Annotated in this window: 12 protein-coding genes; all 12 read left to right on the forward strand. The window is 33.2% G+C overall.

What is annotated here, in order from left to right; all coding sequences use genetic code 11:
- Positions 1-230 precede the first annotated feature (230 nt).
- Positions 231-1,019: a 5'/3'-nucleotidase SurE gene (gene surE, locus BN2628_RS00230; RefSeq protein WP_044231009.1), complete on the forward strand. Its 789-nt coding sequence runs from the start codon at positions 231-233 to the stop codon at positions 1,017-1,019.
- A 4-nt stretch (positions 1,020-1,023) separates the two neighbouring features.
- Positions 1,024-1,824 (forward strand): M48 family metallopeptidase, encoded by an 801-nt coding sequence (locus tag BN2628_RS00235; protein WP_044231015.1) that lies wholly within the window; start codon positions 1,024-1,026, stop codon positions 1,822-1,824.
- Between the two features lie 242 nt (positions 1,825-2,066).
- Entirely contained in the window at positions 2,067-2,549 is a 483-nt protein-coding gene (locus tag BN2628_RS00240; RefSeq protein ID WP_044231008.1) for an arginine repressor, read from the forward strand.
- A 63-nt stretch (positions 2,550-2,612) separates the two neighbouring features.
- Positions 2,613-3,176, forward strand: coding sequence for a GNAT family N-acetyltransferase (locus BN2628_RS00245; RefSeq protein WP_021929397.1), 564 nt, complete (start codon positions 2,613-2,615; stop codon positions 3,174-3,176).
- A gap of 32 nt (positions 3,177-3,208) precedes the next feature.
- Entirely contained in the window at positions 3,209-4,411 is a 1,203-nt protein-coding gene (locus BN2628_RS00250; RefSeq protein ID WP_021929398.1) for an argininosuccinate synthase, read from the forward strand.
- 77 nt (positions 4,412-4,488) lie between these two features.
- A complete protein-coding gene (gene argC, locus BN2628_RS00255; protein ID WP_044231007.1) occupies positions 4,489-5,457 on the forward strand; it encodes an N-acetyl-gamma-glutamyl-phosphate reductase in 969 nt (322 codons plus the stop codon).
- Positions 5,458-5,515: 58 nt separating this feature from the next.
- The gene (locus tag BN2628_RS00260; RefSeq protein ID WP_044231006.1) at positions 5,516-6,640 is read left to right on the forward strand and encodes an aspartate aminotransferase family protein; all 1,125 of its coding nucleotides are present in this window, start codon (positions 5,516-5,518) and stop codon (positions 6,638-6,640) included.
- Between the two features lie 99 nt (positions 6,641-6,739).
- Positions 6,740-7,525 (forward strand): pyrroline-5-carboxylate reductase, encoded by a 786-nt coding sequence (gene proC, locus BN2628_RS00265; RefSeq protein ID WP_044231005.1) that lies wholly within the window; start codon positions 6,740-6,742, stop codon positions 7,523-7,525.
- A 102-nt stretch (positions 7,526-7,627) separates the two neighbouring features.
- Positions 7,628-8,098 carry a single-stranded DNA-binding protein gene (locus BN2628_RS00270; protein WP_044231004.1) on the forward strand — a complete coding sequence of 157 codons (471 nt, stop codon included), beginning with the start codon at positions 7,628-7,630 and terminating at the stop codon, positions 8,096-8,098.
- A gap of 135 nt (positions 8,099-8,233) precedes the next feature.
- Positions 8,234-9,574 (forward strand): gliding motility-associated protein GldE, encoded by a 1,341-nt coding sequence (gldE, locus tag BN2628_RS00275; protein ID WP_044231003.1) that lies wholly within the window; start codon positions 8,234-8,236, stop codon positions 9,572-9,574.
- Positions 9,575-9,584: 10 nt separating this feature from the next.
- Positions 9,585-10,226 carry a gliding motility lipoprotein GldD gene (locus tag BN2628_RS00280; RefSeq protein ID WP_055095530.1) on the forward strand — a complete coding sequence of 214 codons (642 nt, stop codon included), beginning with the start codon at positions 9,585-9,587 and terminating at the stop codon, positions 10,224-10,226.
- Positions 10,204-10,845, forward strand: coding sequence for a 4'-phosphopantetheinyl transferase family protein (locus BN2628_RS00285; protein WP_055095532.1), 642 nt, complete (start codon positions 10,204-10,206; stop codon positions 10,843-10,845). The genes BN2628_RS00280 and BN2628_RS00285 overlap by 23 nt, the downstream gene beginning before the upstream one ends.
- Positions 10,846-10,905: the final 60 nt, after the last annotated feature.

Below are 10,905 nucleotides of genomic sequence, written 5' to 3' on the forward strand. Positions count from 1 at the left end.
ATTCCAAGAAAATAACAATATTGTTGATAAATCATCAATATTGTTGATAACATACCCACCCTTAAGTGATTCTGCCGCACATACTTTGTGTACAAAGATAGTGAAAATCTCTTTTGGCAAAATCGACTTTTATGTAATTTAGCACTAATGTTGAACAGGCGTTAAAAAATTAAAGTAAACATACCCGTTTTTTCGTATTTTTGTTTTTACAAATTAAAATACAAATCAAAATGGGAAATACCACAATATTCAAGAAACATCCACTAATCCTAGTAACCAACGACGACGGTATCTATGCAAAGGGAATAAACGAATTGGTCAGTATGATTCAAGATTTAGGAGATATCTGTGTTGTCGCTCCAGATTCACCACGCTCAGGTCAGTCAAGCGCCATTACGTCTGAACTTCCTCTACGGGTAAAGTGCATTTCAAATCAAAACGAATACAAAGCTTTTAAAAGCAATGGAACACCTGTAGATTGTATAAAGTTATCTATAAACCAAATTCTTAATCATCGACCTGATTTAATTGTGTCCGGGATCAATCATGGTTCTAATGCCGGTGCTAGTATCATATATTCTGGCACTATGGGAGCTGTACTCGAAGGCTGTCTCATTGGAATTCCTTCGATAGGATTTTCTCTTTGTTCTCACGATCCCGAAGCAGATTTCTCACCTTGTCGTGAGATTGTCCGTAAGATTTGTAAACTTATTCTCGAAAAAGGGCTTCCTCAAAACGTATGCCTTAATGTAAATATACCAACAGGGAGCCCAATAAAAGGGACACGTATATGTAAACAAGCAAAAGGATACTGGACAGAAGAATATGAACACCGCAAAGATACTCATGGACAGGATTACTATTGGCTAACCGGTCACTTCGTAAATCTTGAACCAGAAAATAAAGAAACAGATGAATGGGCATTGACCAACGGATATATATCTATTGTCCCATGTACAAGTGACCAAACTGCTTACCCTGCAATACCTGATATAACACATCTAATTGAAAAAAAATAAAACAATGAAATCCTTTATTTATTTCAACTTAATCGCCATATTTATAACAAGTTGCAACAGTGTCCCTCTGACTGGAAGACGTCAACTTTCGCTCATCTCTGACGCAGAAGTTTTATCTTTAAGTAATCAAAGTTTTTCTGATTACATGAAAACTGCAAAAATATCCTCAAATCAACAACAGTATTTACAAATTACAAGAGTAGGAACAAATATCGTAACTGCAGTCGATACTTATTTACGTAGCAACGGAATGGGATCCGATGCAGATACCTATCAGTGGCAATTTGTATTGGTCAATGATAAAACACCTAATGCCTTCTGCCTTCCAGGAGGAAAGGTTATTGTGAACGATGGTATATTGTTTTATACTCTCGATGATGATGGATTGGCCGTAGTATTAGGTCACGAAATCGCTCATGCCGTAGCCAAACACAGCAGTGAACGACTAAGCCAACAAATGCTGGTACAGTACGGAGGTATTGCCCTTAATGTCCTAATGCAAAACAGACAAACAGAAATTCAACAAATAGCCTCCACTGTATATGGAATCGGGACACAAGTAGGGGTTATGCTTCCTTATTCCAGACGGCAAGAATCCGAAAGTGACCGCATGGGGCTCATATTCATGGCTATGGCCGGATACAATCCTGAAAAGGCTCCAGCTTTCTGGCAACGAATGTCTACCAACAAGACTTCTACCCCTGAATTTCTAAGTACACACCCTTCTGACGCCACAAGAATTGAAGCTTTAAAAAAAGCCATACCCGAAGCTCTTAAATACAAAAACCAAACATTCTATCCATAATTAAATAACCACAAATCAAAAATAATATATACCTAGATTCAAAATAAATTTGTATAAATAACAGAATGCATATTCTGCATTTTTATACATTATATATACATATTTATATTTAAATATTGTTAAACAAATCTTTATTTACAATAAATATACCGCATATATGCATTATTTGTAATTTTTATAACTAATTTTGTCGAAAAGAAAAGAATAAATATGCGTATCTAAACTGAAAACTCAGCTTACTCATGAAAAATAAAGCAGACAGGCTCCAAGCCATAAAAGAAATAATTATTAATACTCGTGTCAGCAGCCAAGATGATTTACTTAAAATACTGATATCAAGAGGGTTTAAATTAACACAAGCGACATTATCCCGAGATTTAAAACAATTGCAAATAGCTAAAATCCCTAATACAGATGGTGGATATATATATGTTATGCCAGGAACAGGGGGAATAGGCAAAATTATACAATCTAAAATAAACTCAACATATCAAGTATCTACATCAGGATTTATTTCAATTGAATTTTCAGGACAAATCGCTATTATAAAAACACGACCTGGGTATGCAAATGGGATAGCTTACGATATAGACACCAATAGCCCTCACGAAATTTTGGGAACTATTGCTGGAGATGATACAATTATGCTTGTGCTTCGAGAAGAAAGCACACATCAAGAAGTTATCAATGCACTATCGGAATTTATTCCAGCAATTCAAAAATAAAAAGATAACAAACTAAAATAATAAAATCGCATCAATTAAATTAGAACATTATTTGAAAGAAAAATGGAAGATACAATTAAAGTAATTGTAGCAAGCGAGAAACACTTGAAATACGTAGACATCATCCTCGATACAATTGAGAAAGCAGCAAAAGTAAGAGGTACCGGTATTGCAAAAAGATCTCCAGAATATGTAAAACAAAAAATGTTAGAAGGTAAAGCCATCATTGCTTTGGATGGAGACAAATTTGCAGGATTTGCATATATCGAAAGCTGGAGTAATAAAAAATTTGTCGCCAATTCAGGATTGATTGTTGTTGAAAATTATAGAGGTCACGGTCTTGCAAAAAGAATAAAACGAAAAGTTTTCGATCTTTCTCGCAGTATGTTTCCCGATGCCAAAATATTCGGACTAACAACTGGCTTGGCTGTGATGAAAATTAACTCCGAATTAGGATATCGCCCTGTTACTTTTTCTGAGCTTACTGACGATGAAGCATTCTGGAAAGGTTGTCAAAGTTGTGTAAATTACGATATACTACAAAGAACCAACAAACGAATGTGTCTTTGCACTGGAATGCTTTTTGACCCGCATGCTAAACACGACGAGGGGCAAAACGAAAAATAAAAAGATTATTAAATGATTAAAATACATCAATTATGAAAAAAGAAAAAGTTGTACTAGCGTTTAGTGGCGGCCTCGACACATCATTTTGTGCGAAATATCTGACAGAAGATTGTGGATACGAACTTTATACAGCAATAGCAAATACAGGAGGTTTTGATAAAAATGAATTAAAGTCCATTGAAGAAAAAGCTTATAAACTAGGAGCAGTCAAGCATGTTTCCTTAGATATCACTCAGGAATATTATAATAAAAGCATAAAGTATATGATATTCGGTAATGTTCTCAGAAATGGAACTTATCCTATATCTGTAAGTTCTGAACGGATATTCCAAGCTATTGCTATTATCAATTATGCAAAAGAAATAGGTGCCGATTATGTTGCACATGGAAGTACTGGAGCAGGAAACGACCAAGTTCGGTTTGACCTTACATTCCAAATCCTGGCACCTAATATCAGAATATTGACCCCTACTAGAGATATGACTCTTACTCGTGAATATGAAATTGATTATTTAAAAAAACATGGGTTTGAAGCTGATTTCAAAAAAATGGAATATTCCATAAACAAAGGTCTATGGGGAACTAGCATAGGAGGAAAAGAAACATTAAAAAGCAACCAAACTCTTCCCGAAGAAGCTTATCCTTCACAAATGATCGCAAAAGGAGAAGAGATTCTTACTATTGATTTTGAATCAGGGGAAATCGCAGCAGTAAATGGCAAAAAATACACTAATAAAGTTGCTGCCATACAAGAAATAGAAACAATAGCAGGAAAATACGCAATTGGACGAGATATGCATATCGGCGATACCATCATCGGTATAAAAGGGAGAGTCGGATTTGAAGCCGCAGCCCCTATAATTATTATAAACGCTCATAAAATGCTTGAAAAGCATACTCTCACCAAATGGCAACAATATTGGAAAGAACAAATAGGAACCTGGTATGGAATGTTCTTACATGAAGCGCAATATCTTGAACCTGTAATGCGGGACATGGAAGCATTTTTACAAAGCTCCCAACAAAATGTTACTGGACGAGTAATCGTAAATCTAAAACCATATCACTATGTTTTAGTTGGCGTTGAAAGCGACTTCGATTTAATGAAATCAGATTTTGGAGAATATGGAGAAGTAAATAAAGCCTGGACAGCTGATGATGTGAAAGGGTTTACTAAAATATTAGGAACCCAAATGAAAGTTTACTATTCTGTACAAAATAAGAATAAAAAATAATTAAAGTATAACAAATAAATACCGATAGAATTAAAATTCTATCGGTAATATAATTTTTTACTGTTTTTATATAAAATATGATTAAAGCTGGAATTATTGGTGGTGCAGGTTATACAGCCGGAGAGCTTATCCGTATATTGATAAACCACCCCGACGTAGAAATTGTTTTCGTTAATAGTAGTAGTAATGCCGGAAATAAAATCACCGATGTCCATGCTGGACTGCTAGGAGAAACAAATTTAATATTCACAGACCAGTTACCACTAAATGAAATAGATGTATTATTCTTTTGCACTGCTCATGGCGATACAAAAAAATTTATCGAAAATCACCCTTTGCCCGAAAGATTAAAGGTGATTGACCTTTCTATGGATTATCGTATCAAGAATGATAATCATAACTTTATATATGGACTCCCCGAACTAAATAGAAAACACATAATAAAGGCTTCCCATATAGCTAACCCCGGATGTTTTGCAACAGCAATACAGCTAGCATTATTACCTTTAGCCAAGAACCTTTTACTTAATAGCACAATACATGTAAATGCTATTACAGGTTCAACCGGTGCAGGACAAAAACCATCAGCTACTTCACATTTTAGTTGGAGAAATGACAATATATCGATATATAAACCATTCACTCATCAACATCTTGCAGAAATAAAGCAAAGTTTGAACCAGTTACAAAATAGTTTCAATACAGACATTGATTTCATACCAGTACGAGGAAATTTCTCACGAGGTATATTCGCAACATCGTATCTTGCCTGCAATATAAACATAGAAGAAATAAAACGTATATATAACGAATATTATGATGATCATTCATTCGTTTTCATTACAGATAAAAATCCAGACCTCAAACAAGTAATAAACACTAATAAATGTTTAATTTATCTCGAAAAGCATGATGACAAATTACTAATAGTCTCAATGATAGATAACTTATTAAAAGGTGCTTCTGGCCAAGCTGTTCACAATATGAACCTACTTTTTGGACTGGAAGAAACTGTTGGCTTACGATTAAAGCCATCAGCTTTTTAATCCACAGTAACAAGCTAATCTGCATATAATTATTTCATAACTAAAATCAAAAAGTAAAATGAACTTATTTGATGTTTATCCCTTATTCAATATCGAAATTATCAAAGGAAAAGGGTGTTACACTTACGATATAAATGGCAATGAATATTTAGACCTATACGGTGGTCATGCAGTAATATCTATAGGTCACACACACCCATATTTTACAGAATGTCTTACTGAACAAGCCAAGAAACTGATATTTTATTCGAATTCTGTCATCAACCGTTTACAAATTCAATTGGCAGAAAAATTAGGAAAACAATCTGGGTACGATGACTATTCTCTTTTTTTAATAAACTCCGGAGCTGAAGCAAATGAAAATGCATTAAAACTTGCATCATTCCATACTGGAAAGAAAAAAGTAATCGCTTTCAAAAAATCTTTCCACGGAAGAACCTCCGCAGCAGTAAATGTTACCGACAACCCTAAAATTATTGCACCTATTAACGGTACGTTTGAAGTAAGTTACTTACCTCTAAATGATGTAAATGCTGTAAAAAGAGAAGTTGTAAAAGGAGATGTTTGTGCTATAATTATCGAAGGCATACAAGGCATAGGAGGCATACAAATTCCTAAAATAGATTTCATGCAAGATTTAAGGGAAATATGTAGCGAAAATAACATAGTACTAATTCTTGACGAAATACAATCGGGATATGGACGCAGTGGAAAATTCTTTGCTCACCAATATAGTAACATTCGCCCAGACTTAATCACAATCGCGAAAGGTATGGGAAATGGATTTCCGATTGGTGGAGTTTTAATAAACCCAATGTTTACTCCCTCATACGGAATGTTAGGTACTACTTTTGGAGGGAATCATTTAGGTTGCTCAGCCGCTATCGCAGTTCTTAATATCATGGAAAAAGAAAATCTCATTAACAATGCTGCCAAAGTAGGAGAATATCTAATGAAACAATTAAAAACTATCCCTCAAATTAAAGAAGTAAGAGGACAAGGCTTAATGATAGGCCTAGAATTCGAACAACCAGTAAAAGAACTGCGCACAAAATTATTGTTTGAACAGAAAGTTTTCACTGGAGTTTCAGGAACCAATGTTATCAGATTATTACCGCCACTTTGCCTCACAAAAGAACAAGCTGATATATTTGTCTCAAGGCTTAAAAATATTTTGATTTAAAAACACTTTACATATAAAAAATTATGAATAATGATATTCTTATTTCATTATCAATCTATTCCAAAATAATATCTTTACAAATTCTTAATAAATTATACAATGAAAATCTCCATTATAGGTGCTGGTAATATGGGTGGAGCAATCGCAAAAGGATTAGCCCAAAGTGTATTAATCAATACAACAGATATCACTGTAACAGCAGCTACTCAAAAAACTTTAGATGCTATAAAAAGCTTTAATAAAGATATAAATACTTCCAAAAACAATTCGGAAGCAATAAAAAATGCCAATATTATTATTATAGCTGTAAAACCTTGGCTCATCGATAAAATTGCAAAAGAAATAGCTCCATACATCAATAATAAACAAATCATAGTATCAGTTGTAGCTGGTGTCCCATTTGAATACCTTGACAAATTATTCAGATGTACCAAAGGGACTCTTGCAATGTTTCGTGTAATACCAAATACTGCTATCTCTATAAAAGAAAGTATGACTGCCATAGCCTCATATAATGCCAGTACAGAACAAGAAGAGCTTATTCTATCCATATTTAATGAATTAGGCAAATCAATCCTTATAGAAGAACGTCTGATAGGTGCAGCTACAGCATTAGGTTCTTGTGGTACAGCATTTGCTTTAAGATATATACGAGCAGCGATAGAAGGTGGAATTGAAATGGGATTATATGCACATCAAGCTAAAGAAATAGTTTCACAAACAGTAAAAGGTGCTGCAGAACTCCTTATACACAATCAATCTCATCCTGAAGAAGAAATTGATAAGGTTACCACCCCAGGAGGCATTACAATAAAAGGCCTAAATGAGATGGAACATGCAGGTTTTACATCAGCCATAATTCGTGGATTAAAAGCTTCTCGATAAAGAACTATTCGAAACAAAATATAAGTTAATTTATATCAACCAAAAATTAAATTACCAGAATTTCTTGTAAATTTGATAGACAAACTTTTAAAACATTAATTCATGTCTGTAAATAAGGTTATACTGATTGGCAATGTCGGAAAAGATCCAGACATTAGATATCTTGATAATAATGTATGTGTAGCCAGTTTTACATTAGCCACTACAGAAAGAGGATATACAACATCAGCTGGAATTCAAATTCCAGACAAAACGGAATGGCATAATATTGTTCTTTGGAGAGGATTAGCTAAAATCACAGAACAATATGTAAAAAAAGGAACACAGGTATATATAGAAGGCAAATTACGTACTCGATCTTGGGATGACCAAAATGGTATTCGACGATATACAACAGAAATCTATGCCGACAATATGGAACTCCTTGGCAGACGTGCTGACCAGTCCAACACAATTTCTGGGAATAATTATGGCCCAGCTCAAAACACATATCCTCAACCAACGTCTTCGGGACAATCGACATCAAGCAATTCTTTCGATGAAAATAATCAAATCGATGATTTGCCATTCTAACAAAAAATAGTACCTTTGCATAGGACAAGTTGTTCTATACGAATACTTTCACTCTTTTGAGAATGAAAGTATTCGTATATTTTGGGTAAATAGCATTATGGATATTTACTCTATTGTTTAACTAATACATATATTTTGGACCCGGATAGTTTACCGTTACTATTTTCATCTTTGACTTTTTCACCTGCTTCTGTAGGGGATATTATTACGCTTATATTTGCGGTTGTATTTCTCGGATTTTCGGCTTTTATTTCAGCCTCTGAAATTGCTTTTTTTTCACTCTCTCCACAAGATATAAATGAATTGGAAGAAGAGAGAGAGCCACAAGATATTCTTATCAAGTCCCTATTAACTCGTTCAGAATATCTATTAGCAACTATTCTCATTGCTAATAACTTAGTAAATGTTGCAGTAGTTATGCTATGTACATTTTTTATCAACAATATAATAGATTTTTCAAATACACCCATTTTAGGATTTATCTTTCAAACGATAATCTTAACTTTTCTATTACTTCTATTTGGAGAAATAATGCCTAAAATTTATGCCAGTCATAATGCTTTAAAATTTGCACGCAAAGCATCCCACACATTGCAAATTCTCCAAAAAGTTTTTTATCCATTAGGAAACTTTTTAGTAAAATCTACACAACTCATAAACAAACATATTTCTCATAAAAATATAAATATATCGATGAACGAACTTTCTCAAGCTTTAGAAATGACAAAAGTCGATATTAATGAAGAAAAAGCAATGCTCGAAGGGATTATCAAATTTGGAGGAAAAACAGTCGCTGAAATTATGACTTCCCGAATCGACATGACTGATATTGATATAAAAACCAACTTCAAAAATCTGATTAAAAATATTGTCGAAAACGGCTATTCCAGATTACCTGTATATGATGGAAATGAAGACAATATTAAAGGAATCATCTATATAAAAGATCTACTACCATATTTAGATAGAGACGAAAATTTCCACTGGCAAAATCTACTAAGAAACCCATATTTTGTCCCAGAGATGAAAATGATAGATGATCTATTAGAGGAATTTCGCTCTCGAAAAATACATATGGCGATTGTTGTCGATGAATTTGGAGGTACATCAGGTATCGTTACAATGGAAGATATACTGGAGGAAATTGTTGGAGAAATAAGCGACGAATACGACGAAGAAGAAAAACAATATACTAAAATAGATAATAATACTTATATTTTCGAAGGAAAAACCTTACTTAATGACTTCTATAAAATAACAGGAATACCAGAAAGTGATTTTGTAGAAATTTCAGATGAAGCAGAAACTTTAGCGGGTCTTATTCTAGAAATAAAACAAGACTTTCCTATTGCTAAAGAAAAAATTAATTATGGAATTTATACTTTTGTTGTACTTGAAATGAACAAACGCCGTATCATAAAAGTTAAGGTAAAAATAACACCTCAAGAAAATTCAGATAAAGAAATTAATAAATAAATTTGAATACGTGAAAATCAAAAGATCGAACAAAAAAAAACACTATATCTATTCATTATGGATATTATCATTAATATTAATCTGCATAACCTTAATTAGTTGTCGCCAAGAAGTTATTCCAAAACCTAATGCATTTTTTCGTATTGATCCTGACACTTCTTCTTATCAATCTATAAATTCCAATTTGCCAATAAACTTTGAAATAGCAGCTTCAGCCTATACAGTCAATGACACAAATCATATCGTAAGCGAGTGGATTAATATCATATATCCACGCTATCATGCAACTTTATATTGTAGCTATCGTCCAGCAAACAAACTTCAAAATATTTATCAATTATTAGATGAAAATAAAAGTTTGGTTTATCAACATAGTATAAAAGCAGAACAAATAACCGCTCAAAATTACACCGACTCAATAAACAACCTATATGCAACTTTATATCAGCTTCAAGGAAATACTGCAACCCCCATACAATTTACAATAACAGACAGTAGTAAATACCTTTTTAGAGGTGCCCTCTATTTTGATTTTCCAATCCGAAATGATTCTATAGCTCCCGTATTAGATTACTTAAAATCAGACATCATCCACCTTATTGAAACTTTCAAAATTCATAATCAAAACAATGCCTCTCATAGAAGAAATTAAGATAAATGGAACACAAATTTTTCTTTGGGAACCAGAAGAAGAAATCTCATTTTTATTAAAAAATGTAAGTATCCCAGAGAAATGGAGAGAATCTTTAAATAATATAAAGTTAGAAAAACGTAAAAAAGAATGGTTAATACCAAGAATTTTACTAAAGAAAATATTCAAATCAGAAACAAAGATTGAATATACTCCTGATGGCAAACCTGTATTAAAAGGAAAAACAGGAAATATCTCCATTTCCCATACAGAAAATTGTATCGCATTAGCATTTCACCCAATCTATCCAATAGGCATTGACGTTGAAAAAATATCAGATAAAGTACTAAAAGTCAAGTCCAAATTTCTCAATAAAGAAGAAATAGAGTTTTTAGATTCAAAAAATGAGATTATTCATACTCTTATCATGTGGTCTGCTAAAGAGAGCCTTTTTAAAGCTCTAGGAACATCCTCAGTAGATTTTAAAGAACACCTACATATAGGAGCTTTTACCCCCTCAAATTTTGGAATACTTAAAGCTAAAGAATATCGTAGTATTTCAAAAAATACTTATACCATATATTATAAAATATATCCCAATTTCGTTTTCACCCACAGCATGAAGGACAACGGCATTTAAATGACTATTTTCCCTACTCCCCAATCAGGGAACATCAATTACCATCCGGTAGGGAAATCC

The sequence above is a fragment of the Gabonia massiliensis genome (assembly GCF_001403595.1).
GTDB classification, from domain to species: Bacteria; Bacteroidota; Bacteroidia; order Bacteroidales; family Coprobacteraceae; genus Coprobacter; species Coprobacter secundus.